The organism is Morococcus cerebrosus (genome assembly GCF_022749515.1).
Lineage (GTDB): Bacteria > Pseudomonadota > Gammaproteobacteria > Burkholderiales > Neisseriaceae > Neisseria > Neisseria cerebrosa.
Map to the genome: position 1 here is coordinate 1,176,962 of NZ_CP094242.1, position 24,869 is coordinate 1,201,830.

Annotated in this window: 20 protein-coding genes and 1 pseudogene; 15 read left to right on the forward strand and 6 right to left on the reverse strand. The window is 50.4% G+C overall.

Going from position 1 to position 24,869, the window contains the following annotated elements:
• Window positions 1–68 precede the first annotated feature (68 nt).
• Complete coding sequence (locus MON37_RS05395; protein WP_039410049.1) at window positions 69–1,592, forward strand: phospholipase D family protein; 1,524 nt, start codon at window positions 69–71, stop codon at window positions 1,590–1,592.
• A gap of 72 nt (window positions 1,593–1,664) precedes the next feature.
• Here MON37_RS05395 and MON37_RS05400 read toward each other — a convergent pair whose 3' ends face one another.
• The gene (locus tag MON37_RS05400) at window positions 1,665–2,795 is read right to left on the reverse strand and encodes a polyamine ABC transporter substrate-binding protein (protein ID WP_156122160.1); all 1,131 of its coding nucleotides are present in this window, start codon (window positions 2,793–2,795) and stop codon (window positions 1,665–1,667) included.
• A gap of 228 nt (window positions 2,796–3,023) precedes the next feature.
• Here MON37_RS05400 and alaS point away from each other — a divergent pair, with 228 nt between their 5' ends.
• The 3 genes from alaS to MON37_RS05415 all read left to right on the forward strand — a co-directional run bounded on the left by alaS (window position 3,024) and on the right by MON37_RS05415 (window position 7,266).
• Window positions 3,024–5,648 carry an alanine--tRNA ligase gene (gene alaS / locus MON37_RS05405; protein WP_039410047.1) on the forward strand — a complete coding sequence of 875 codons (2,625 nt, stop codon included), beginning with the start codon at window positions 3,024–3,026 and terminating at the stop codon, window positions 5,646–5,648.
• A gap of 162 nt (window positions 5,649–5,810) precedes the next feature.
• Window positions 5,811–6,386, forward strand: coding sequence for a hypothetical protein (locus tag MON37_RS05410; RefSeq protein ID WP_039410045.1), 576 nt, complete (start codon window positions 5,811–5,813; stop codon window positions 6,384–6,386).
• Between the two features lie 643 nt (window positions 6,387–7,029).
• Window positions 7,030–7,266 carry a DUF6429 family protein gene (locus MON37_RS05415; protein ID WP_003742120.1) on the forward strand — a complete coding sequence of 79 codons (237 nt, stop codon included), beginning with the start codon at window positions 7,030–7,032 and terminating at the stop codon, window positions 7,264–7,266.
• Between the two features lie 145 nt (window positions 7,267–7,411).
• Here MON37_RS05415 and MON37_RS05420 read toward each other — a convergent pair whose 3' ends face one another.
• Window positions 7,412–7,750 carry a hypothetical protein gene (locus MON37_RS05420; RefSeq protein WP_242883802.1) on the reverse strand — a complete coding sequence of 113 codons (339 nt, stop codon included), beginning with the start codon at window positions 7,748–7,750 and terminating at the stop codon, window positions 7,412–7,414.
• A gap of 350 nt (window positions 7,751–8,100) precedes the next feature.
• On the opposite strand from MON37_RS05420, the gene MON37_RS05425 reads away from it, so the two are divergent.
• Both MON37_RS05425 and MON37_RS05430 read left to right on the forward strand, forming a co-directional pair.
• The gene (locus MON37_RS05425) at window positions 8,101–9,066 is read left to right on the forward strand and encodes an IS30 family transposase (RefSeq protein ID WP_242883703.1); all 966 of its coding nucleotides are present in this window, start codon (window positions 8,101–8,103) and stop codon (window positions 9,064–9,066) included.
• Window positions 9,067–9,122: 56 nt separating this feature from the next.
• Entirely contained in the window at window positions 9,123–9,614 is a 492-nt protein-coding gene (locus MON37_RS05430; protein WP_039410857.1) for a hypothetical protein, read from the forward strand.
• Between the two features lie 237 nt (window positions 9,615–9,851).
• On the opposite strand, the gene MON37_RS05435 is transcribed toward MON37_RS05430, so the two are convergent.
• A complete protein-coding gene (locus MON37_RS05435; protein WP_242883652.1) occupies window positions 9,852–10,817 on the reverse strand; it encodes an IS30 family transposase in 966 nt (321 codons plus the stop codon).
• 364 nt (window positions 10,818–11,181) lie between these two features.
• Between MON37_RS05435 and ubiU the strand changes: the two genes are divergently transcribed.
• Genes ubiU through ubiT form a run of 3 tightly spaced genes read left to right on the forward strand, consistent with a single transcriptional unit; the run spans window position 11,182 to window position 13,546 of the window.
• The gene (gene ubiU / locus MON37_RS05440; protein ID WP_003780356.1) at window positions 11,182–12,189 is read left to right on the forward strand and encodes a ubiquinone anaerobic biosynthesis protein UbiU; all 1,008 of its coding nucleotides are present in this window, start codon (window positions 11,182–11,184) and stop codon (window positions 12,187–12,189) included.
• 12 nt (window positions 12,190–12,201) lie between these two features.
• The gene (locus MON37_RS05445) at window positions 12,202–13,119 is read left to right on the forward strand and encodes a U32 family peptidase (RefSeq protein WP_039405845.1); all 918 of its coding nucleotides are present in this window, start codon (window positions 12,202–12,204) and stop codon (window positions 13,117–13,119) included.
• Complete coding sequence (ubiT, locus tag MON37_RS05450) at window positions 13,106–13,546, forward strand: ubiquinone anaerobic biosynthesis accessory factor UbiT (RefSeq protein ID WP_003765348.1); 441 nt, start codon at window positions 13,106–13,108, stop codon at window positions 13,544–13,546. The genes MON37_RS05445 and ubiT overlap by 14 nt, the downstream gene beginning before the upstream one ends.
• Window positions 13,547–13,679: 133 nt before the next feature.
• Here ubiT and MON37_RS05455 read toward each other — a convergent pair whose 3' ends face one another.
• Window positions 13,680–15,392 carry a proline--tRNA ligase gene (locus MON37_RS05455; protein WP_039405841.1) on the reverse strand — a complete coding sequence of 571 codons (1,713 nt, stop codon included), beginning with the start codon at window positions 15,390–15,392 and terminating at the stop codon, window positions 13,680–13,682.
• Between the two features lie 449 nt (window positions 15,393–15,841).
• On the opposite strand from MON37_RS05455, the gene fghA reads away from it, so the two are divergent.
• On the forward strand, window positions 15,842–16,690 hold the full coding sequence (gene fghA, locus MON37_RS05460; RefSeq protein ID WP_039405838.1) for an S-formylglutathione hydrolase: 849 nt from the start codon (window positions 15,842–15,844) through the stop codon (window positions 16,688–16,690).
• An 83-nt stretch (window positions 16,691–16,773) separates the two neighbouring features.
• Here the strand turns inward: fghA and MON37_RS05465 are convergent, their stop codons facing one another.
• Both MON37_RS05465 and ppsR read right to left on the reverse strand, forming a co-directional pair.
• Window positions 16,774–17,613 (reverse strand): DUF4198 domain-containing protein, encoded by an 840-nt coding sequence (locus tag MON37_RS05465; RefSeq protein ID WP_039405833.1) that lies wholly within the window; start codon window positions 17,611–17,613, stop codon window positions 16,774–16,776.
• 220 nt (window positions 17,614–17,833) lie between these two features.
• A complete protein-coding gene (gene ppsR, locus MON37_RS05470) occupies window positions 17,834–18,655 on the reverse strand; it encodes a posphoenolpyruvate synthetase regulatory kinase/phosphorylase PpsR (protein WP_039405830.1) in 822 nt (273 codons plus the stop codon).
• A 418-nt stretch (window positions 18,656–19,073) separates the two neighbouring features.
• Between ppsR and ppsA the strand changes: the two genes are divergently transcribed.
• The 5 genes and pseudogenes from ppsA (at window position 19,074) to clpP (ending at window position 24,835) form a co-directional block, all read left to right on the forward strand.
• Window positions 19,074–21,458, forward strand: a complete 2,385-nt coding sequence (gene ppsA, locus MON37_RS05475) for a phosphoenolpyruvate synthase (protein WP_039405828.1) — start codon at window positions 19,074–19,076, stop codon at window positions 21,456–21,458.
• An 87-nt stretch (window positions 21,459–21,545) separates the two neighbouring features.
• Window positions 21,546–21,653: pseudogene (locus tag MON37_RS12445) on the forward strand (IS5/IS1182 family transposase); the annotation flags it as partial.
• Between the two features lie 150 nt (window positions 21,654–21,803).
• Complete coding sequence (locus tag MON37_RS05480; RefSeq protein ID WP_039405852.1) at window positions 21,804–22,487, forward strand: peptidoglycan DD-metalloendopeptidase family protein; 684 nt, start codon at window positions 21,804–21,806, stop codon at window positions 22,485–22,487.
• Window positions 22,488–22,816: 329 nt separating this feature from the next.
• On the forward strand, window positions 22,817–24,127 hold the full coding sequence (gene tig, locus MON37_RS05485) for a trigger factor (RefSeq protein WP_039405825.1): 1,311 nt from the start codon (window positions 22,817–22,819) through the stop codon (window positions 24,125–24,127).
• 87 nt (window positions 24,128–24,214) lie between these two features.
• Window positions 24,215–24,835, forward strand: a complete 621-nt coding sequence (gene clpP, locus MON37_RS05490) for an ATP-dependent Clp endopeptidase proteolytic subunit ClpP (protein WP_003742152.1) — start codon at window positions 24,215–24,217, stop codon at window positions 24,833–24,835.
• The last annotated feature ends 34 nt before the right edge of the window (window positions 24,836–24,869 follow it).

The window sequence follows — 24,869 nt, forward strand, 5'->3', positions numbered from 1 at the left end:
CTTTTCAGACGACCCTTCTAAATAAAAACACCGATTCAGTGAGAAGGTCGTCTGAAACACCCTCAAGAATGAAAAAAATCCATCTCATCCTTATGCTTCCGGTTTTCCTGACAGGTTGCGCCGGCCTGCCCTCACTGGACAAGCGCCCTGAGAGCCACTACCTCGACATCCGTTCCGCCCCGCGCATGGATGCCCTGCTCAATACCGCCCCTACCCAAACCGGCAGCGATATTTCCAATGTCTATCTGCTCAACGACGCGCACGAAGCCTTCGTCGCCCGCGCCGCCCTGATTGAAGCCGCCGACCACACCCTAGACCTCCAATACTACATCTGGCACAACGACATCTCCGGCAAGCTCATGTTCAACCTGATCCACCGTGCCGCCGAACGCGGCGTGCGCGTGCGCCTGCTGCTGGACGACAACAACACCAACGGTCTGGACAACGTCCTGCTCGCCCTCGACAGCCATCCCAATATCGAAATCCGCCTGTTCAACCCCTTCGTCCGCCGCAAATGGCGCGCGCTGGGTTATTTGACCGACTTCCCGCGCCTCAACCGCCGGATGCACAACAAATCCTTCACCGCCGACAACCGCGCCACCATCCTCGGCGGGCGCAATATCGGCGACGAATATTTTAAAGTCGGCGAAGACACCATCTTTGCCGACCTCGACATCCTCGCCACCGGCCGCGTCGTGACCGAAGTTTCCCAAGACTTCGACCGTTACTGGGCAAGCCATTCCTCCTACACTGTCGCCAGCATCATCAAAAAAGGCGATATCGAAAAAGGCTTCCAAGAGCTGGGTTACAACGACAAAGACAAAAACGAAACCCTCAGCCGCTACCGCAGCAGCATCGAAAATTCCGAACTCTACAAAAAAATGCAGAGCAACAGCATAGACTGGCAAAGCGTCCACACCCGCCTGATCAGCGACGACCCCGCCAAAGGGCTGGACCGCGACCGCCACAAACCGCCCATTTTCGACCGCATGCAAAACGCCCTGAAAACGCCCGAAAAAAGCGTCTATCTCGTTTCGCCCTATTTCGTTCCCACCAAATCAGGCGTGCGCGCGCTCGACCAACTCGTCAAAAACGGCGTGGACGTAACCGTCCTGACCAACTCGCTCCAAGCGACCGATGTCGCCGCCGTCCATTCAGGCTACGTCAAATACCGCAAGCCCCTGCTCAAAGCCGGTGTCAAACTCTACGAGCTGCAACCCAACCACGCCGTCCCCACCACCAAAGACCGCGGTCTGACCGGCAGCTCCGCCACCAGCCTGCACGCCAAAACCTTCATCGTGGACGAAAAACGCGTCTTCATCGGCTCATTCAATCTCGACCCGCGCTCCGCCAGACTCAACACTGAAATGGGCGTCGTCCTCGAAAGCCCCAAAATCGCAGGCGAAATGCAGCGCACCCTCGTCAATACCACCCCCCAATACGCCTATCAGGTTACCCTCGACAAATACAACAAACTGCACTGGTACGACCCCGCCACCCAGAAAACCTACTCCGCCGAGCCGGAAGCCAAATTCTGGAAACGCGTTACCTCCAAAATCCTCTCCATCCTGCCGATAGAAGGATTGCTGTAAAATCCAAACAAAAGGTCGTCTGAAAACCTGTATTTCCAGTTTTCAGACGACCTTTAATCCATCCGTATCAAATTATTTGCCGGCTTTGACGCCCTGCCATTGGCGGACCATGAATTTCAAAATAGTAGGCTGGATAGGGACCATGATGAAGCTGTTTTTCAAATCTTCGTCGCTCGGGAAAATGGTGCGGTCGTCTCTGAACTCGGCTTCCATCAATTCGCGTGCGGGTTTGCTGGAAGGGGCATAGGTGACGAAATTGCCGTTTTTCGCGGCGACTTCGGGGTCGAGGAAGTCGTTGATGTATTTGTGGGCGTTGGCGACGTTTTTCGCATCTTTTGGGATAACGAAGGAGTCCACCCAAATCCCCACGCCTTCTTTGGGCATCATGACGCGGATTTTTTCTTTGCCGCCCGCTTCTTCGGCGCGCCGTCTGGCGATGTTCAAGTCGCCGCCGAAGCCGATGGTGACGCAGGTGTCGCCGCGCGCCAAGTCGTCAATGAAGCCCGACGAGGTAAAGCGTTTGATATTGGGGCGGTTTTTCTTGAGCAGCTCGGTTGCCGCTTTGATGTCTTCGGTATCGTTGCTGTTGGGGTTTTTACCCATGTAGTTCAACACCATAGGATAAATTTCCGCCGCGCTGTCCAAGTAGCTGATGCCGCATTGTTTGAGCTTGGATGTGTATTCGGGGTTGAACACCAAATCCCATTGGTTGTCCGGCAGTTTGTTCGTGCCCAAGGCTTTTTTCACGCGCTCGGTATTGATGGCGAAGGTATTGGTTCCCCAATAAAACGGAACGGCGTATTCGTGGCTCGGATCGACGCCTTCCATCAGTTTCATCAATTCGGGGTTGAGGTTTTTATAGTTGGGAATCAGGGATTTGTCGATTTTTTGATAAGCACCTGCCTTAATCTGCCTGCCGACGAAGGTATTGGACGGGCCGACGATGTCGTAGCCTGATTTTCCGGTCAATACTTTACTTTCCAGCGTCTCATCGCTGTCGTACACGTCGTAAGTTACCTTGATACCGTTTTTCTTTTCAAAATCGGCGACGGTTTCGGGATCGACGTATTCCGACCAGTTGTAAATCCTCAATACATTTTGGTTTCCCGCCTGACCCGCTTTGTCGGAGGTATTTTTATCCGAACCTCCGCAGGCGGCGAGCATGACGGCGGTCAGGGCGATGAGTGGCAGATGTTTGGTCATTATCATTCCTTGCATATCGGGTGGAAGGGAAAGTAAGGGATTATAAATCAGGCACGCACTATCTGATAGCAATTTCCATTGGGGCGATAGTCGGAAGGTCGTCTGAAAGTCCCTGATTCAATAGCTAGAAACAAGGTTTTGCGGTAATATAGCACCCATTTTCTTTCCACAATTACATACGGCCGGGAAGGTCGTCTGAAACCTTTTTAGTAGAGACATCGAAACATCATGAAAACCTCCGAACTACGCCAAAAATTCCTAAAATTCTTCGAATCCAAAGGCCACACCATCGTCCGCTCTTCCTCGCTCGTGCCGCACGACGACCCGACGCTGCTGTTTACCAACGCCGGTATGAACCAGTTTAAAGACGTATTCCTCGGCTTTGATAAACGCCCATACACCCGCGCCACCACCGCGCAAAAATGCGTACGCGCAGGCGGCAAACACAACGACTTGGAAAACGTCGGCTACACCGCCCGCCACCACACCTTCTTTGAAATGATGGGCAACTTCTCCTTCGGCGACTACTTCAAACGCGATGCGATTCATTTTGCTTGGGAATTTTTGACTTCTCCTGAATGGCTGAACCTGCCCAAAGACAAACTCTTGGCGACCGTGTATGCCGAAGACGACGAAGCCTATAACATCTGGCTGAACGAAATCGGTATGCCTGCCGAGCGCATCGTTCGCATCGGCGACAACAAAGGCGCGAAATACGCATCCGACAACTTCTGGCAGATGGGCGACACCGGCCCCTGCGGCCCATGCTCCGAAATTTTCTACGACCACGGCGAAGAAATCTGGGGCGGCATTCCCGGCAGCCCTGAAGAAGACGGCGACCGCTGGATTGAAATTTGGAACTGCGTGTTCATGCAGTTCAACCGTGACGAGCAAGGCAATATGAATCCGCTGCCCAAACCGTCCGTCGATACCGGCATGGGCTTGGAGCGCATGGCGGCCGTGATGCAGCACGTCCACAGCAACTACGAAATCGACCTGTTCCAAGACCTGCTCAAAGCCGTTGCCCGCGAAACCGGCGCGCCGTTCAGCATGGAAGAACCAAGCCTGAAAGTCATCGCCGACCACATCCGCTCCTGCTCCTTCCTGATTGCCGACGGCGTGATGCCGTCCAACGAAGGCCGCGGCTATGTACTGCGCCGCATCATCCGCCGCGCCGTGCGCCACGGTTACAAACTCGGTCAGAAACAGGCGTTTTTCTACAAACTCGTGCCCGATTTGGTCAAAGCGATGGGCGACGCGTATCCCGAGTTGAAAGAAAAACAAGCGCAAATCGAAGATGCCCTGAAAAACGAAGAAAGCCGCTTCGCCCAAACTTTGGAAACCGGCATGGCTTTGCTGGAAAACGCGTTGACCAAAGGCAGCAACAAATTGGACGGCGAAATCATCTTCAAACTCTACGATACTTACGGCTTCCCATACGATTTGACCGCCGATATCTGCCGCGAACGCAATATCGATTTGGACGAAGACGGCTTCAACCGTGAAATGGAAGCCCAACGCGCCCGCGCCCGCGCCGCGCAAAACTTCAAAGCCAACGCGCAACTGGACTACACAGGCGCGGACACCGAATTCACAGGCTACGAAAAACGCAGCCAAGACACCAAAATCATCGCCTTATACAAAGGCAGCGAAGCCGTGGATGAACTCCAAGCAGGCGAAGCAGGCGTGGTCGTTTTGGAACAAACCCCGTTCTACGCCGAAAGCGGCGGCCAAGTCGGCGATGTAGGCTTTATCTTCACAGGCGAAAACCGCTTCCGCGTCGAAGATACGCAGAAAATCAAAGCAGCGGTACACGGACAATTCGGCGCGGTCGTTTCAGGTCGTCTGAAAGTGGGCGATGCCGTATCCGCCGAAATCGACAACGACATCCGCAACAGCATCATGCGCAACCACAGCGTTACCCACCTGATGCACAAAGCCCTGCGCGATGTTTTGGGTACACACGTCGAACAAAAAGGCAGCCTGCAAAACGCCGAGCTGACCCGCTTCGACATCTCCCATCCGCAAGGCATCAGCGCGGAAGAAATCGCCGAAGTCGAACGCCGCGTCAACGCCGCGATTATCGCCAACGTGCCCGTCAAAGTCGAAACCATGTCCATTGAAGACGCGCAAAAATCCGGCGCCATGATGCTCTTCGGCGAAAAATACGGCGACTTCGTCCGCGTCATCACCATGGGCGACTACTCCACCGAACTGTGCGGCGGCACCCACGTCGCCCGCACCGGCGACATCGGTTTCTTTAAAATCATCAGCGAAGGCGGCATCGCCGCAGGCATCCGCCGCGTAGAAGCCATCACAGGCCTTGCCGCGCTGGCATGGGCGCAAAACCAAGAAAGCCTGATGAAAAACATCATCGCCGAAGTCAAAGCCCAAACCGAAAAAGACGTACTCGCCAAAATCCAAGCCAACGCCGCCAACGCCAAAGCCTTGGAAAAAGAGTTGGCAAAATCCAAAGCCGAACTCGCCGTCCACGCAGGCGCCAAACTCTTGGACAACGCCAAAGACTTGGGCGCAGCCAAACTCGTCGCCGCCCAAATCGAAGCCGACGCAGCCGCCCTGCGCGAAATCGTTACCGATTTAACCGGAAAATCCGACAACGCCGTGATTCTTTTGGCGGCAGTAAACGACGGCAAAGTCTCCCTGTGTGCCGGCGTATCCAAACCGCTGACAAACAAAGTGAAAGCCGGCGATTTGGTCAAATTCGCAGCCGAACAAGTCGGCGGCAAAGGCGGCGGCAGACCGGATTTGGCACAGGCTGGCGGGACGGATGTAGAGAAACTCCCCGCCGTATTGGATGGCGTGAAAGACTGGGTCGGCGCGAAGCTGGCTTGATGTAAGAAAGGCAGCCTGAAAGTTTCAGGCTGCCTTTTGTGCAAAGAGGCCGCCTGAAAAGCCTCGTTTGCCATAGGTTGGGGCGCGACCCAACAGATTTTGTGAAGTATAAAAAATGTTGAGGCATGATCCAAGCTACTTAATGAAATGGAGAGAAAATAAATGGATTGTACAAATGATATAGGTCAATTAATTTCATCTGTTGTGAGCGGTGTTGCAGCAATTATAACTGCCTGCGCAACAATATTTCTCTACAAAGTAACAAAAATTCTTGCAGTAGAGACAAAAAAGATGGCAGATGCTTCCAAGCCACATATTGTTGCTACTTTGGTTATAAATAAATGGTCAATGAAGCATATGGATTTGCATATTGATAATACGGGGAACGCAACAGCCTATGATATTGAAATCTCTTTTAATCCTCCATTGGAAAATACTGGGGTAAGAGAAAAATTAGAAACATTGCCTTTTCAGAAAATAAGTGTATTAAATCCAAATCAAGGATTATCTACCTATTTATCTGAATATTCGGATATAAAAGATAAGTCCTATTTTGTTGAAATTAGTTGGAAAAATAATTCAATGGCAACTGAGCGAGAATACAATAGGTATATTTTGAACATTGGGCATTACGAAGGTGTTACCAAACTTGGTGATGATAATCCTTTATGTAGTATTGCTAATAAAGTTGAAAAAATTTCTGACGATATTCGGAAAATTACAAATAAACTTAAATAATTCTTAAGAGATATTTTTTATATATTCCTTAAGGTTCGATAAAATAAGTAACCACATTTACTATCATCAATGGCAAATTTACCGACCGTTACAGCAAGCGCGGCAGCAGCATTTATGCCCGACTCTTTACAAATGGGATTTGTCGGGCATAAATGCCCGACCTACAAATCCAAGTTTCCCAACTGCCTGCTAATATCTGAATCTTTGCAAGGCCGTCTGAAAACCCAAAACCCCGTTTTCAGACGGCCTTTTTCCGCTAAAATCCCGATACCATCCAATCCGAAAACATAGGAGAATCATCACGCAAGTTACCATCTCCGCCATCATCAATGGCGAATTTGCCGACCAATACGGCAAGCGCGGTAGTCAGTTTAGTGAAAACGGGATGCTGATTTAATTCTATTTCCTTTGAAACTACCAATAACCTGCCTCCATCATAAAACTAAAAGCAAGCCGTAGCCTGCATTCCCACAAACCGCGTGCGTTGCCATGTCACACACCCTACCTGCGGGCGATGCAAACCTTAAGATTAAGGTGTAGGGTGTGTGCGGTACGCACGCACGCGATTGCTGCCGTTATCGAATCGATACTGCATCCTTCCACATCCCGACCCCATCAATCCAAATCAAGAAAGCTCCAATCTATGTCCTATAACCGCCAAAAAATGGAAAACGCCCTGCTTGCCCTAATCGGCGCATTGGAATTTGAAGACGGACGTTTTTGGAAAGGCTACGATTTTGACCTGCTCAATAGCCTGCACGAGCAAGGCCTAATCAGCCAGCCTTGGGGCAAAGCCAAATCCGCCTATCTCACCCCCGAAGGTTTGGAAAAAGCCAAAGCCTTAGCAGAAGAGATGTTTGGCGGGGAATCGGATTTGTAGAAAAGCCTGCTCCCGCTAACTGCGTGCCCAACTATTCCGCTCTAGCCATAAATTACAAGAAAACAAAACCGGTGAATAGGGTATGTGCAATGCACACCCGAGGTTTTTGTTATTACTGAATCGGCAAACGTATAGTGGATTAAATTTAAATCAGGACAAGGCGGCGAGCCGCAGACAGTACACACATTACGGCAAGCAAGCCGTAGCCCGCACCCCTGTCAACCGCGTGCGTGGCTAGACCACACACCCTACCACTGCGGGCGACGTAAACCTTAAGATTGAGGTGTAGGGTGTGTGCGGTACGCACGCACGCGGTTTTTGTTGTTACCGAATGATTCCAAACCATATCGTAATCCAGTCGGCAGCAAACGCAGCTTGGGTCATGATCCAACGAAATCCCCATATTACCCGTAATCTCAAAGCCGTCTGAAAAATAATTTTCAGACGATCTATCTTTATCAAAAGCAGCCTGTACTTTCAGCAAACCGTAGCCCCTTCCAACCGCGTGCATAGGCTACGCCATACGCTGTGCGCCGGTATATCCAAAGCCATGACCGGAAAAGTGAAAGCCGGAGATTTTGTCAAATTCGCAGCCGAACAAGTCGGCGGTAAAAGCGGTGGCAGACTGGGTTTGGAACAGGTCTGAGGTACAGATACTGCAAAACTGCCTGAAGAAGATTGGCTAAGCGGCAAGTTGGTTTGATTAACATAGAGAAAAGAGGTCATCTAAAAAATTTCAGACGACGGCGGATTCGCATTTGAAGTGCAACTTTCCATAACAGAAAAAGGCCAGTATGCGGTAGCATACTGGCCTTTCCTGCAAGAAAGATTGCCATGAGCTACACACAACTGACCCAAGACGAACGATACCATATCCAATACCTGTCCCGCTACTGCACCGTCGCCGAAATCGCCAAACAGCTCAACCGCCACAAAAGCACCATCAGCCGAGAAATCAAGCGGCACTGCATCCAAGGACAGCAATACAGCGCCGAAAAAGCACAGAAGCAAAGCCGGCTGACCAAACAGCACCGGCGAAAACCCTATAAGCTCGATTCGCAGCTGGTTCAACACATCGACACCCTTATCCGCCGCAAACTCAGTCCCGAACAAGTATGTGCCTACCTGCATAAACACCACGGTATCACACTCCATCACAGCACCGTTTACCGCTACCTTCGCCAAGACAAAAACAACGGCGGCACTTTGTGGCAACACCTCAGAATATGCAGCAAACCCTACCGCAAACGCTACGGCAGCACATGGACCAGAGGCAAAGTGCCCGACCGCGTCGGCATAGAAAACCGACCTGCTATCGTCGACCAGAAAACCCGCATCGGCGATTGGGAGGCCGACACCATCGTCGGCAAAAATCAGAAAAGCGCGTTATTGACCTTGGTCGAACGCACTACCCGCTACACCATCATCTGCAAATTAAAGAACTTAAAAGCCGAAGACACTGCCCGGGCGGCCATTAGGGTATTAAAGGCATATAAAGCCAGAGTCCACACCATCACCATGGATAACGGCAAAGAGTTCTACCAACACACCAAAATAGCCAAAGCATTGAAGGCGGAAACCTATTTTTGCCGCCCTTACCATTCTTGGGAAAAAGGGCTGAATGAGAACACCAATGGACTCATCCGGCAATATTTCCCCAAACAAACCGATTTCCGAAACATCAGCGATCGGGAGATACGCAGGGTTCAAGATGAGTTGAACCACCGGCCGAGAAAAACACTTGGCTACGAAACGCCAAGTGTTTTATTCTTAAATCTGTTCCAACCACTGGTACCCTAGTGTTGCACTTGAAATCCGAATCCAAGGACCTCTTTCGAAACTATAAAGGAAACCATATGAACCATGACATTATCAGGGTACGTCTCCAAAAAATTCGGCACACAAGAAAATTACTTCAAATAGCCGACAACAAACTGTCCTTAGCATCAACTGATACCGATCATACGGCAAAAACCGAATTGTTGGACATATTTACCAAGAGCAAAGCAATATCCCTATGGTCTAGTTATGCCTCTTCGAGTGCCCAAAGAAGTTTGCAAGAAGCAAAACAGGCAATTAACAATCTAAACCAAGCATTGGCTGTGATAGCAGAAGAAAAGTTGGATTACGATGCTAATATTCCGATAGATATATTGGATTTAAGCGTAGACCTTTTTTTCTCTCCCAATATGGATATATTATCCATGTCAAACTTCAGTAGCTTGTGTTCTGCAAGCAGTAAATTCAGCCAAATGAAACAGGCTTTAAGCGATTTGGACAACAAATTAGAACAATATGAATTTGAATTGCAAAAATATTTATCAGATGATAAAGAAAGTGATTGGTAACCTGCATACTTATCCATAATTCTCTGTCTGCTTCGTCCTGACGGGCTGCTGTCGGTTTCCGAAACGGCAGACCCCGACAAACCGAGCCGCGCTGAATGACGCAATTTAATGCGCAAAACGGGTTTGAGACGGCAGACGAATACGGCGGCGAACGCAATTTCACGTTGAATTTTAAAGCAAGCAGCCGTCTGCTTCCGCCTAAATAAAGGTCCTTGGATTCGGATTTCAAGTGCAACACTAGGGTACCAGTGGTTGGAACAGATTTAAGAATAAAACACTTGGCGTTTCGTAGCCAAGTGTTTTTCTCGGCCGGTGGTTCAACTCATCTTGAACCCTGCGTATCTCCCGATCGCTGATGTTTCGGAAATCGGTTTGTTTGGGGAAATATTGCCGGATGAGTCCATTGGTGTTCTCATTCAGCCCTTTCTCCCAAGAATGGTAAGGGCGGCAAAAATAGGTTTTCGCCTTCAAGGCTTTGGCTATTTTGGTGTGTTGGTAGAACTCTTTGCCGTTATCCATGGTGATGGTGTGGACTCTGGCTTTATATGCCTTTAATACCCTAATGGCCGCCCGGGCAGTGTCTTCGGCTTTTAAGTTCTTTAATTTGCAGATGATGGTGTAGCGGGTAGTGCGTTCGACCAAGGTCAATAACGCGCTTTTCTGATTTTTGCCGACGATGGTGTCGGCCTCCCAATCGCCGATGCGGGTTTTCTGGTCGACGATAGCAGGTCGGTTTTCTATGCCGACGCGGTCGGGCACTTTGCCTCTGGTCCATGTGCTGCCGTAGCGTTTGCGGTAGGGTTTGCTGCATATTCTGAGGTGTTGCCACAAAGTGCCGCCGTTGCTTTTGTCTTGGCGGAGGTAGCGGTAAACGGTGCTGTGATGGAGTGTGATCCCGTGGTGTTTATGCAGGTAGGCACATACTTGTTCGGGACTGAGTTTGCGGCGGATAAGGGTGTCGATGTGTTGAACCAGCTGCGAATCGAGCTTATAGGGTTTTCGCCGGTGCTGTTTGGTCAGCCGGTTTTGCCGTTGGGCTTTATCGGCGCTGTATTGCTGTCCTTGGATGCAGTGCCGCTTGATTTCTCGGCTGATGGTGCTTTTGTGGCGGTTGAGCTGTTTGGCGATTTCGGCGATGGTGCAGTGGCGGGACAGGTATTGGATATGGTATCGTTCGTCTTGGGTCAGTTGTGTGTAGCTCATGGCAATCTTTCTTGCAGGAAAGGCCGTATGCTACCGCATACTGGCCTTTTTCTGTTATGGAAAGTTGCACTTCAAATGCGAATCCGCCGTCGTCTGAAACAGGTTTCAGACGACCTTTTATTGTAAAAATCTATAAATTTAATAGATAATAACTAATCTCATATTATCAAATTGGAAAAGATAACCCACTGATTAGCTTGATATTTAACATAGTTAAATTATGTTAACTAAAACATACGTTATCCAAACCTGATTTCACAATTGATTTAAATCATAATATCTTGTGTCCAAATCTCTAAAATACCCGAAATCATACTAGATATTGATTTTCGAATAACAAACTACAAGAGTCGAGGAACGCAAAATGCCGAAAATCCCTGAGTTGGTTTGTCCCGCCGGCAACCTGCCCGCTTTGAAGACGGCGGTGGACAATGGCGCGGACACGGTTTATATGGGGCTGAAAGATGCGACGAATGCGCGCAATTTTCCTGGGCTGAATTTCGATATGAAATCGGCGCAGGAAGGGGTGGCTTACGCTCATGCGCGCGGCCGTAATGTGTTGATGGCCATCAATACTTTTGCCCAGGCGGGGCAAATCGAGCGGTGGCATCGGGCTGTCGATACGGCGGTGCAACTGGGGGCGGACGCGATAATCGTTGCCGATCCTGCGATTATGGCTTATGCCGCCGAGCGTCATCCTGATTTGAGGCTGCACATGTCGGTGCAGGGTTCGGCGACCAATTACGAAGCCATCAATATGATGAAGGAGCTGTTCGGTATCCGCCGTGCCGTGCTGCCGCGCGTTTTGACCGTGGATCAGGTCAAACATGTGATTGACAATACGGATGTGGAAATCGAAGTGTTCGGTTTCGGCAGTTTGTGCGTCATGGTGGAAGGGCGCTGCATTTTATCGAGTTATGCGACGGGCGAATCGCCGAATATGCAAGGCGTGTGTTCGCCTGCCAAAGCCGTACGCTGGGAGCAGTTGCCCGACCGCATGAACGTGCGGCTGAACCAGGTGTTAATCGACCAATACAAACCGGACGAACCAGCAGGCTATCCGACCCTGTGCAAAGGTCGTTTTGAAGTCAATGACGAAACCTATTACGCGCTGGAAGAGCCGACCAGCCTGAATGTTTTGGAAATGCTGCCCGAACTCATCAAAATCGGTGTGTCCGCCATCAAAATCGAAGGCCGTCAACGCAGCCCGATGTACACGGCGCAGGTAACCAAATCGCTGCGGCAGGCTTTGGACGCGGCCGCTGCCGATCCGGCGCATTTCAAAGTCAATCCGGTGTGGAACAACGCGCTGAGCAAGGTTTCGGAAGGGCATCAGACGACCTTGGGCGCATACAGCCGTCCGTGGAAATAAGGGGGAGGGAAAATGAATCCGATGAAACTATCATTGGGGCCGGTTTTGTTTTTCTGGCAGAAGGAAGCCCTGCTGGAATTTTACGCCGCCATGCTGGATGCACCGGTGGATACCATTTATCTGGGCGAAGTGGTGTGTTCGCGCCGCCAGAAAATGCGTTTTGCCGACTGGGTCAGCCTGGCGGAAGATTTGGCGGAAAGCGGCAAGGAAATTATTCTGTCGTCGCAGGTGCTGCTGGAAAGCGAATCCGATTTGAAACGCCTGCGCAAAATCACGGGGCAGGAAAAATTCAAAGTCGAAGCCAACGATATGGGCGCGGTCAAACTGGCGCGCGAGCACGGCATTCCGTTTGTCGCCGGCGCCAGCCTGAACATTTACAACGAAAGCACGCTGGCGCTATTTCAAAAACTGGGCGCATACCGCTGGATTACGCCGTCCGAGTTGAGCCGTGATAAAGTTGCCGAAATCATCAAGGCTTCAGACGACATTGAAACGGAATTGTTTGCTTGGGGTAAAATGCCTTTGGCGTACTCTTCACGCTGCTTTACCGCGCGTCATTACAACCTGAACAAAGACGGCTGCGAATTCCGTTGCTTGGATTACGAGCAAGGCATGGACATGAATACCCGAGAGGGCAAGCCTTTTTTAACCATCAACGGCATCCAAACCATGTCTTACGGCTGCCAAAACCTGCTGCCGCACCATGAGGATTTGCGGCAAATCGGCGTGAACATGCTGCGCCTGTCGCCGCAAATGCACGGCATGGCGGAAATTGTCCGTATCCACCGCGATGTATTGGACGGCAAAGCCGCCCTGGCAGATGCACTTCCCGAATTGGAAAGACTGACCACCGGCACGCTGGTGGACGGCTATTGGCATGGCCAGCCCGGTATCGAAGCTGTGAAGGAGGAATATTATGGCGTTGCCTGAAATCGTATTGCCCGCATGGGCGGGAAAAATCGGCGGTAAATTACCGGGCAGGCCGCCGCGTTTCGCTTTGGTTTTTGCCCTCAACACCATGCTCAAACGCGGATTGCTGCCCGCCGACATGAGCCTATTTGACGGCAAAAAATTCGAAATCGACGTATTGGACGCGGGCATCAAGGTGCGTTTCACCGCCAATGCCGAAAAATTCATCGATGCGGATTTTTTCGGCACACCCGATTTGCGCCTTGCCGCCAACGGCATCGACTTTATGCGCATGATGATGCGCGAGGAAGACCCCGATACTTTGTTTTTCAACCGCAAACTGCAAATCGAAGGCGATACTGAACTGGGGCTGATTACCAAAAATCTGCTCGACAGCGTGGACTGGCCATTCGGCGATTGGTTTTTGAAACGGCAGTTGTCCGATTGAATGCCGGTTCGTGCAAGAATGAAGCAAAGCATTCATCCGTTAAGCTTCTGATTTCACAATAATGAAGGTCGTCTGAAACCTGTTTCCAGTTTTCAGACGACCTTCTTTCATCTGCATCCGTTTTAAACCGTCATTAGTCTTTCAATGCAGCCAATACTTTGCCGGCGATTTCATTCAAGCCCACGGTTTGTGCCTGATTGTCGCGGCGTTCGGCGTATTCGACATTGCCTTCTTTCAAGGCGCGGTCGCCGATGACGATGCGGTGCGGGATGCCCAAAAGCTCGGAGTCGTTCAACAATACGCCTGCGCGTTCGTCGCGGTCGTCGAGAAGGACGTCCGCGCCTGCGGCCAGCAGTTCGGCGTAGATTTTGTCGGCGGCTTCGCGTACGGAGTCTGATTTTTTGTAGTTCATCGGCACGATAACGACTTCAAACGGCGCCATTGCTTTGGTCCAGATAATACCTTTTTCGTCGTTATTTTGCTCGATGGCAGCGGCCACAACGCGAGTAATACCGATACCGTAGCAGCCCATTTCCATGATTTGCGATTTGCCGTTGTTGTCAAGGAAGTTTACGTTCATGGCTTGGGTGTATTTGTCGCGCAATTGGAAGACATGTCCGACTTCGATGCCGCGTGCCAGTTTCAGACGGCCTTGTCCGTCGGGGCTTTCGTCGCCTTCGACGACGTTGCGCAAATCGACGAATTCAGGCTCGGCGGCGTCGCGGCCGAAGTTGAAGCCGGTATAGTGGTAGTCGTCTTCATTCGCGCCGATAACCCAGTCTGCGCCTTTTTCGGTGGCGAAATCGGCATAGACTTTGCCTGTGAAGCCGACAGGGCCGAGCGAGCCGCCGTTTGCACCGAACTGCACTCGGATGGCGGCAGGATCTGCCATGGTCAGTGGCGATTTCACGCCTGCGAGTTTTTCGGCTTTGATGTCGTTGAACTCATGGTCGCCGCGCAACAGCAATAAGACGATTTCGCCTTCGTTTTCGCCTTCGACCACGATGGATTTCAGTGTTTTTTCAATCGGAATGCTGAGGAAGTCAACCAATGAATCAATGGTTTTGACGTTCGGCGTGTGTACTTTGGCCAGCTCTGCCTGAGCGGCTGCGCGTTCGCCTTTGAGCGGCAAGGTCGGAGCCAGCTCGATATTGGCGGCGTAATCGGAAGTGTCGCTATATGCAATCACATCTTCGCCGCTTTCCGCCAACACTTGAAACTCGTGCGAACCGGTACCGCCGATGCTGCCGGTGTCTGCGGCGACGGGGCGGAATTCCAAGCCCAGACGGGTGAAGATGCGGCAGTAAGCATCGTACATGGCATCATAGGTCGTCTGAAGCGAGGCGTAGTCGGCATGGAAGGAATAGGCGTCTTTCATGACGAATTCGCGCGCACGCATGACGCCGAAGCGCGGGCGCACCTCGTCGCGGAATTTGGTTTGGATGTGGTAAAAGTTTTTCGGCAGCTGTTTGTAGCTGTTGATTTCTTTGCGCACGATGTCGGCGATGACTTCCTCGCAGGTCGGTCCCATGCAGAAATCGCGGTCGTGGCGGTCTTTCAGGCGCAGCAGTTCTTTACCGTAAAATTCCCAGCGGCCGGATTCCTGCCACAGCTCGGCAGGCTGCACCACCGGCATCAGCAACTCCACGCTGCCCGCGCGCGCCATTTCTTCGCGCACGACGTTTTCGACTTTACGCAACACGCGCAACCCCATCGGCATCCAAGTATAAAGGCCGGACGCGTTGGCTTTAATCAGACCGGCGCGAATCATCAGCTTGTGGCTGGCAAGCGCGGCTTCGGCGGGGGCTTCTTTCAGGGTGGAAATGAAAAATTGGCTGGCTTTCATGGTGTGTTTTTCTGTGTAAAAAAGTAAGCGCGTATTGTAACGCGAAAGGCAGGGGGATTGAAGTTTTTCCCTATGCGGGAGCCGCCGCAGTCTTTCTTTTTGAGTCGATTCATCTGACATTTATCGGGCGTGTCAATCACTTTTTATACACAATTTCGCATTGGCTTGTTTTGCTTATAGATTTTTCCCATAAGGGCTTTGAAATTTTTTATTTTTATAACTAATTGATTTTATTGTATTTTATTTGACTATTTTTTAAGCACCGAAAGGCTTGGGTTGTTCCAAAAGCAAAAATTCCGATTACCCAAAGCTTATCAACAAACTTATCCACAGAGTTTGTGTATAGATTGATGTCGTCTGAAACCATACCGTTCGATAGGTTTTTAAAAGCCCGTAACGCGGTCTTTCTGTTAAGATGATGCCTTCGCTTTTTTCACGCCATACTATCTATGTCCGCACACGAATTACACCTGCTTTCACGCGCCAAAATGTTCAACGGCCATCAAGAACAATACCGCTGCTTTTCCGAAACCTGCCAAACCGATATGACCTTCGGCATCTACCTTCCGCCGCAGGTATTGAAAGGCTATCCCGCGCCGGTTTTGTATTTCTTGTCGGGACTGCACGGCGACGGCTCGGAACTGATACGCCAAACCGGCATCCAGCGTTTCGCCGCGCAATGGAACATCATCGTCGTTTTCCCCGACACCTCGCCGCGCGGCAGCCATATTAGCGACAGCGCGAACGAATTTATCGGACAGGGCGCGGGATTTTACGTCGATGCAGCCGAACAGCCGTGGGCGGCGCATTATCAGATGTACAGCCATATCAGCCGCGAACTGCCCGATTGGGTGGAACGGCATTTCCCCGCCACCCAAGAACGCAGCATCGCAGGTTTCAGCATGGGCGGACACGGCGCGCTTTCCATCGCCCTGAAAAACCCCAGCCGCTATGTCGCCGTTTCCGCGTTTGCACCCTTGTGCCATCCGACCGCCAGCCGGGGTGGGAAGCAGGCGTTTGCCGCCTATCTGGGCGCGGAATCGGAGGCTTGGCAGGCTTACGACAGCGCATCGCTCGTTCAGACGACCTCACGCAAGCTGCCGATACTCATCGACCAAGGCAGCATTGATCCGCTGTTCCCCGACGAATTACAACCCGAAGCCTTCGTCAATGCCGCCCGCGCCAACGGCTTTAACGTGCAATATAAAGTCCGCCCCGGCTACGGACACGATTATTTCTTCATCGCCAGCTTTATCGACTCGCATATCGAGTTTCATGCTGAGGCATTAGGTTTGTAAATCCACTATAAATTTAATCCACTATATAAAGAAAGGTCGTCTGAAAACTTTTTCAGACGACCTTTTCGATCTTTCACACTCAATTAGTGTTGATGATGATGGTGTTCATGCCGTTCAGCCGCGCGTTTCGTTCCGACGGGCATAATCAGTGTTGCATAGGCATTGTCTTGTTGGCAAACACTTTTATCGGCATAATCCGCCTGATGGGTGGCTTTGATTTTCCACAAACCTTCAATCAAAGGAATCACATTGACGACGCCGTCTTTATCCGTTTTCCCTGAAAAACCTTGCGGCTCGCGGTGGTCGTGCGTAGCCGCCAAATCCATTTCCGCCAGCGTATCCGAGCTTGCCGTTACCGTCGCTTTTGCCAACGGCTTGCCTTTATAAAGCACTTTAATCGGCAGCAGACCGCCCACCTTGACTTCATTCGGATTTTTCAGCGGCACCAGTTCCAATTCATGACCGACCGGACGGGTCAATACGCTTTCATCCAAGCCTGCGCCACCCACTTGCAAAAACGCTTTGCCGAACATCTGAGCCTGTTCGCAATAAGTCGCGCCGGGCAGGTCTTTCAAGGTTTTCTGTTTCCAGCCTTCGCTGTTTTGCGACCAGAACGTCGGTTTGTACACCGCGCCGACCCAATACGAGCCGTCTTTCAGGCGGGATTTGGAAACATATTGGTAATTTTCGCCTTTATTCGTCAAATCGATCGTTTTTCCGGATTTGTCCGTCAATTGCAGCGGTTTGAAAATGTGCACGCGGTCGTCGGCGATTTTTTCGACATTCGGGAAATCATGGCTGTAACCCAAATCCGCTTTCAACGTACTGCCCGAATCTAAACGCACCGGAGCCGACACCCACAAATCATGCGCCTGCGCCGCCATGCTCAAGCCCAATGCGCCAAGTATCCATAATTTTTTCATGTTTCTTCCTCAAATTTGATTGTTTACGGTTCAAAAGCCAACGGAAAGCCCGAAAAGCAAGGCAACCTTACTCTTTTTATTTCGAAATGTAAATATTATTGATGATTGTTTATAGTTACAAAGAACTAGAAATCTATTTAGACTGAACGATAGAAAACAAGAGGTCGTCTGAAACACCAAATTGCTTTTTAGACGACCACTTGCTCATACTTTAAGAAAATCAAAAACGCCGCTTCAATTTGCAGGCTTGAAGGATATGGACGGCAAGTTCCTCCACCGATTTATCCGTCGTATTGGTGAACGGGATGCCATGGCGTTTGAACATATTTTGCGCATCGGAAATCTCACTGCGGCAGGTATCGATTTTGGCATAAGTCGAATTCGGACGGCGCTCTTGACGGATGGCCTGCAGGCGTTCGGGTTGAATGGTCAGGCCGAACAGCTTGTCTTTGTAAGGTTTGACCATGCGCGGCAGGTCGGTGGATTCCAAATCGTCGGGAATCAGCGGGTAATTGGCGGCGCGGATGCCGTATTGCAGAGCAAGGTAAAGACAGGTCGGCGTTTTGCCTGAACGCGATACGCCCATCAGGATCACATCGGCTTCTTTCAGGTTTTTATCGCTGACGCCGTCGTCATGGTTGAGCGAGAAATTGACCGCCTCCATACGCGCATCATAGCGTTGCGTATCGCCGATACTGTGGTGCCCCTGTTCGGCAGCAACCGCCTCGGTGTTGAGTTCTTTTTCCAAAAGCCCGAGGAAGGTTTCGAAAAAATTGATATGGAAAGCGCCCGCTTTTTTGATGATTTCACGGATTTCGTCATTGACGACGCTGACGAAGGCAATCGGGCGCAAACCGTTTTCCTGAGCGTTGCGGTTGACTATTTCGACGACGGTACGCGCTTTTTCAGGCGTATCAATGAAAGGATAGGTGTGGCGTTTGAATTCGATTCTGCCAAACTGATTCAGCAGTGCCTCACCGATATTTTCAGCAGTCAGGCCGGTACGGTCGGAAATATAAAACACATGGCGCGGTGCGGTCATTCGGTTATCCTCTAAAATTTTAAATGGTTGCAGGCAGTCATCATAGCAGCTGAAACCTTCTAAATAAAGGGAATACGCTTAAATTACACCCAACTACGCCAAAATCAAACTACTTTATAAACGCATTTTTATTCCAATAATTAAATTATCTTAAAATTTTATACCCATCCAAAACCTTTCCAAACTCTACCAATCAGTCATTAATCTATTTCAAACCTTATGTTTTACAAAGAAATAGACAATGGGAATAATGGTTTCCCCATCAGATTTCATTTGACTACACGCCTGAAGCCCGCAATTTTTCAGACGACCCGCAAATAAATCGAGACAGAAAAAGCATGACAGCGGTCGTTTGAATCGCTTAAAATAACAAAGCGTATTCGTTTCTTTTTTAACATATCTTGGATTGGACACACAAATGGCTGACAACTACGTAATTTGGTTTGAAAACCTGCGTATGACTGATGTTGAAAGCGTGGGCGGCAAAAACGCCTCCCTAGGTGAAATGATCAGTCAGCTGACTGAAAAAGGCGTCCGCGTCCCCGGCGGCTTTGCCACTACTGCCGAAGCCTACCGCGCATTTTTGGCGCACAACGGACTGAGCGAGCGTATTTCCGCCGCACTGGCACAACTGGATGTGGAAGATGTCGCCGAACTGGCGCGCGTCGGTAAAGAAATCCGCCAATGGATTTTGGATACGCCCTTCCCCGAACAACTGGATGCCGAAATCGAAACGGCATGGAACAAAATGGTTGCAGACGCAGGCGGCGCGGATATTTCCGTTGCCGTCCGTTCTTCTGCGACCGCCGAAGACCTGCCCGACGCATCGTTTGCAGGTCAGCAGGAAACCTTCCTGAATATCAACGGCTTGGAAAACGTCAAAGAAGCCATGCGCCATGTATTCGCCTCTTTGTACAACGACCGTGCCATCTCCTACCGCGTCCATAAAGGCTTCGAACACGACATCGTCGCCCTCTCCGCAGGCGTACAACGCATGGTGCGTTCCGACAGCGGCGCGTCCGGCGTCATGTTCACCCTCGACACCGAATCCGGCTTCGACCAAGTCGTTTTCGTGACTTCATCTTATGGTCTGGGTGAAAACGTCGTACAAGGCGCGGTCAACCCCGACGAATTCTATGTATTCAAACCCACGCTGAAAGCAGGCAAACCTGCCATCCTGCGCAAAACCATGGGTTCGAAACAAATCAAAATGATCTTTACCGACAAAGCAGAAGCCGGTAAATCCGTGATGAACGTCGATGTTCCTGAAGAAGACCGCAACCGTTTCTCCATTACCGACGAAGAAATCACCGAGTTGGCACACTACGCGCTGACAATCGAAAAACACTACGGCCGCCCGATGGATATCGAATGGGGCCGTGACGGCTTGGACGGCAAACTCTACATCCTGCAAGCCCGTCCTGAAACCGTGAAATCCCAAGAAGAAGGCAGCCGCAACCTGCGCCGCTTCGACATCAACGGCGACAAAACCGTATTGTGCGAAGGTCGCGCCATCGGTCAAAAAGTCGGTCAAGGCAAAGTCCGCTTGGTGAAAGACGCCTCCGAAATGGATTCCGTTGAAGCAGGCGACGTACTCGTTACCGACATGACCGACCCGGATTGGGAGCCGGTAATGAAACGCGCTTCCGCCATCGTCACCAACCGCGGCGGCCGTACCTGCCACGCTGCCATCATCGCGCGCGAACTGGGTATTCCTGCCGTAGTCGGCTGCGGCGATGCGACCGAATTGTTGAGCAACGGTCAAGAAGTAACCGTATCCTGCGCCGAAGGCGATACCGGCTTTATCTATTCCGGCCTGCTGGACGTACAAATTACCGATGTTGCCTTGGACAATATGCCCAAAGCGCCGGTTAAAGTCATGATGAACGTCGGCAACCCCGAACTGGCATTCAGCTTCGCTAACCTGCCGAGCGAAGGCATCGGCTTGGCACGCATGGAATTCATCATCAACCGCCAAATCGGCATCCACCCGAAAGCCTTGTTGGAATTTGACAAACAAGACGATGAATTGAAAGCGGAAATTACCCGCCGCATCGCCGGCTACGCCTCCCCTGTCGACTTCTACGTCGATAAAATCGCCGAAGGCGTGGCAACATTGGCCGCATCGGTTTATCCGCGTAAAACCATCGTCCGTATGTCCGACTTCAAATCCAACGAATACGCCAACTTGGTCGGCGGCAGCATTTACGAACCGCACGAAGAAAACCCGATGCTGGGCTTCCGTGGTGCGGCGCGTTATGTTGCCGAAAGCTTCAAAGATTGCTTCGCGCTCGAATGCAAAGCCCTCAAACGCGTCCGTGACGAAATGGGGCTGACCAACGTCGAAATCATGATTCCGTTCGTCCGCACTTTGGGCGAAGCCGAAGCCGTCGTCAAAGCCTTGAAAGAAAACGGTTTGGAACGCGGTAAAAACGGCCTGCGCCTGATCATGATGTGCGAACTGCCGAGCAACGCGGTATTGGCAGAACAATTCCTGCAATACTTCGACGGCTTCTCTATCGGTTCCAACGACATGACCCAGCTGACCCTCGGCCTCGACCGCGACAGCGGCTTGGTGTCCGAATCGTTTGACGAACGCAACCCTGCCGTCAAAGTGATGCTGCATTTGGCAATCTCTGCCTGCCGCAAACAAAACAAATACGTCGGTATCTGCGGTCAAGGCCCGTCAGACCATCCGGACTTCGCCAAATGGCTGGTTCAAGAAGGCATCGAAAGCGTTTCCCTGAATCCGGATACCGTCATCGAAACTTGGCTGTATTTGGCTAATGAGTTGAATAAATAAGATTTTTTATAAAATCTAAAAATCCCCCATCCCTAAAGCGGACGGGGGATTTGTTTTAGCCATCTAACGGCAGATATAATTTGACTTTATAGTGGATTAAATTTAAATCAGGACAAGGCGACGAAGTCGCAGACAGTACAGATAGTACGGCAAGGCGAGGCAACGCCGTACTGGTTTAAAGTTAATCCACTATATTTTACGCTGAGTAAAATATGCTTCTAATCAAAAAGATAAAATTCTGCGGCCATTTAGCATTCATAAAACATCTCAAAAGCCGATGAACCTTCACCCAAATAAAGCGTCTGAAGACAATTCATTCGCTAATTTTTATTAAATAAACATATGATGAACACCATTCCTATTTTTCAGACGACCTTCAAACGACTAAGCCCTTTCTGCCTGACACTTTTTTTGGCTGCCTGCGCCGGAAGCGGTTCACCGACAGGCAGAGCCCCGGACGGATATTACAGAGTCAAGTCCGGCGACACACTATCCCAAATTGCCAAACGCCACGGCCAAAGCATCCATACATTGGCATCTTGGAACAACCTGCAAGACACCTCTAAAATCGAAGTAGGTCAAGTCTTACGCGTCCGACGCAATACGCGCCCTATTTCCCAATCAAAGCAAGCAACTCAGGCCGTCGCACCGATCAACCGCCTGAACTTACAATGGCCTGTTGAAAACGGACGCAACTCCGTTATCAAGCAATACAACGGAACAACCAATAAAGGCATCGATATAGCAGGCACACCCGGAGAACCTGTAAAATCCGCAGCTGCGGGGAAAGTATTGTATGTCGGAGAAGAAGTACGGGGTTACGGCAAACTGATTTTAATTAGCCACAATGATTATGCGATTACAGCTTATGCACATAATGATGCCTTACTGGTACAAAAAGACCAACAGGTCGCAGCCGGCCAGCAGATTGCAACGATGGGCAGCACAGACACCGACAGCGTAAAGCTACATTTCGAAGTCCGTCTGAACGGCAAAGCCGTCAATCCTATGCCATACTTGCCCAATTAACATCCTCAAACTTCAAAAGGTCGTCTGAATACTCTCTTCCGACTTTCAGACGACCTTTGTAGCTCCGCATAAGTTTATCGGAATGCCGCCATCTATCTCCCATCCAACTACTTTTTCCAAGCCGGAGCGGACAGATGTGGCAACCGTTTTGCAATGATTTCACTATATTATCCAGTCAATCAAACATTGTGATATACTAGCCAGCTAATTTTCCTGCCTTTTGCAAGCAACGGACGATAAAAGCCCCGATGGGTCGGAGCCGCTTTTGCAGTCATCATTGGCAAAAGGATTCCCATTTTTTATTTAACACAACAAATTAAGGTCTTACGATGAGCGTAACTGTTGAAACTTTAGAAAATCTGGAACGCAAAGTAGTGTTGTCTCTGCCTTGGTCCGAAATCAACGCAGAAACCGATAAAAAACTGAAACAAACCCAACGCCGTGCAAGAATCGACGGTTTCCGTCCGGGTAAAGCACCTTTAAAAATGATTGCACAAATGTACGGTGCAAGCGCTCAAAATGATGTCATCAATGAAATGGTCCAACGCCGCTTCTACGATGTTGCCGTTGCCCAAGAATTGAAAGTTGCCGGCTATCCGCGTTTCGAAGGCGTTGAAGAACAAGACGATAAAGAATCCCTGAAAATCGCTGCGATTTTCGAAGTGTTCCCTGAAGTCGTTATCAGCGATTTGTCTGCACAAGAAGTCGAAAAAGTAACCGCTTCCGTCGGCGATGCCGAAGTGGACCAAACCGTAGAAATCCTGCGCAAACAACGCACCCGCTTCAACCATGTTGAACGCGAAGCCCAAAACGGCGACCGCGTCATCATCGACTTCGAAGGCAAAATCGACGGCGAACCTTTCGCCGGCGGCGCATCCAAAAACTACGCCTTCGTATTGGGCGCAGGTCAAATGTTGCCTGAATTTGAAGCCGGCGTAGTCGGCATGAAGGCAGGCGAAAGCAAAGACGTTACCGTCAACTTCCCTGAAGACTACCACGGTAAAGACGTTGCCGGTAAATCTGCCGTCTTCACTATCACATTGAACAACGTATCCGAACCCACCCTGCCTGAAGTTGACGCCGACTTCGCCAAAGCATTGGGTATCGCCGACGGCGACGTTGCCAAAATGCGCGAAGAAGTGAAGAAAAACGTAGGCCGCGAAGTTGAACGCCGCGTAAACGAACAAACCAAAGAATCTGTAATGAACGCGCTGCTCAAAGCCGTAGAGCTGAAAGCGCCTGTTGCTTTGGTAAATGAAGAAGCCGCCCGTTTGGCAAACGAAATGAAACAAAACTTCGTCAACCAAGGCATGGCTGACGCTGCCAACTTGGATCTGCCTTTGGACATGTTCAAAGAGCAAGCCGAACGCCGCGTATCTTTGGGTCTGATTTTGGCTAAACTGGTTGAAGAAAACAAACTGGAACCGACTGAAGAGCAAATTAAAGCCGTTGTTGCCAACTTCGCAGAAAGCTACGAAGATCCTCAAGAAGTGATCGACTGGTACTACGCAGAGCCTTCCCGCCTGCAAGGTCCGACTTCTTTGGCAGTAGAAAGCAACGTCGTTGATTTCGTTTTGGGCAAAGCCAAAGTAACCGAAAAAGCTTTGTCTTTTGACGAAGTGATGGGCGCACAAGCCTAATCATCTTCAAAAGGTCGTCTGAAACAGACAACTTGAAAGCACCAAAGCACCCCTTTGGTGCTTTCGCAACATTGACAGGAGACAAAAATGTCCTTCGATTTCAATAATTACCTCGTTCCTACCGTTATCGAACAAAGCGGCCGCGGCGAGCGTGCATTTGATATTTACTCGCGCCTTTTGAAAGAGCGCATCGTATTTTTGATTGGCCCGGTAACCGACGAGTCTGCCAATCTGGTGGTTGCCCAGCTGTTGTTTTTGGAAAGTGAAAATCCGGACAAAGATATTTTCTTCTACATCAATTCCCCCGGCGGCTCGGTAACGGCAGGTATGTCGATTTACGACACCATGAATTTCATCAAGCCCAATGTCTCCACTTTGTGCTTGGGACAAGCGGCAAGCATGGGCGCATTCCTGCTCTCGGCAGGAGAGAAAGGCAAACGTTTCGCTCTACCCAACAGCCGTATCATGATCCACCAGCCTTTAATCAGCGGCGGCTTGGGCGGTCAGGCATCCGACATTGAAATCCATGCCCGCGAGCTGTTGAAAATCAAAGAGAAACTTAACCGCCTGATGGCGAAACACTGCGGCCGCGACTTGGCAGATTTGGAGCGCGACACCGACCGCGACAACTTCATGTCTGCCGAAGAAGCCAAAGAATACGGTTTGATTGACCAAGTTTTGGAAAATCGCGCTTCTTTGCAGGCTTAAAAATATTTTTGACAGAATAAAAGGTCGTCTGAAA